Annotated in this window: 1 protein-coding gene; it reads left to right on the top strand. The window is 51.3% G+C overall.

Annotated features, from left to right (window positions below; all coding sequences use genetic code 11):
* Positions 1-347 precede the first annotated feature (347 nt).
* A partial coding sequence (locus HMPREF2726_RS14485) for a hypothetical protein (RefSeq protein ID WP_210399701.1) occupies positions 348-672 on the top strand: 325 nt, incomplete at its 3' end.

Here is a 672-nt window from a genome sequence, read left to right as displayed (position 1 = left end):
AGGATTTATGAATTTCAGACGACCTCGTTTAATGAGTTCAAATAACAGCAAACATCTCACACCCACCGCTATCCCCTTCTATACCTTTCCAAATCTGCCGTAACCTACCCCCTCTCCTGCCCGGCGGGAGAGGGTTGGGGAGAGGGTGGTTCTATGGACCACACGAATTTGATTTTTCCCAAGCCGCAAAGCTCCCCATTCTAGCCTTCCCCCACCGGACGGGGGAAGGAACAGAATTGCTGATACGGCAAAGAGGTCGTCTGAAAACTGGGATTTATGAATTTCAGACGACCTCATTCAATAAGTTTTAATAACAGCAAACACCCCACCTGCCGCTATCTCCTCCCATGCTTTTCCCCATCTGCTGCAACCTGCCCCCTCTCTCGTCTAGCGGGAGAGGGCTGGGGAGAGGGTGGATCTATGGGCTGCACGAATTTGATTTTTCTCCAAACCACAAAGCCACCCCCATCCTAACCTTCCCCCGCCAGACGGGGGAAGGGACAGGATTGCTGATACGGCAAAGAGGTCGTCTGAAAATAAGGATTTTAGATTTCAGACGACCTCATTCAATAAGTTTTAATAACAGCAACCATCTCACATCCACCACCATCCCCTTCTATACCTTTCCCCATCTGCTGCAACCTGCCCCCTCTCCCGTCCGGCGGGAGAGGG

The organism is Neisseria sp. HMSC074B07 (assembly GCF_001810355.1).
GTDB lineage: Bacteria > Pseudomonadota > Gammaproteobacteria > Burkholderiales > Neisseriaceae > Neisseria.
This window is presented reverse-complemented; position numbering and strand designations above follow the sequence as displayed.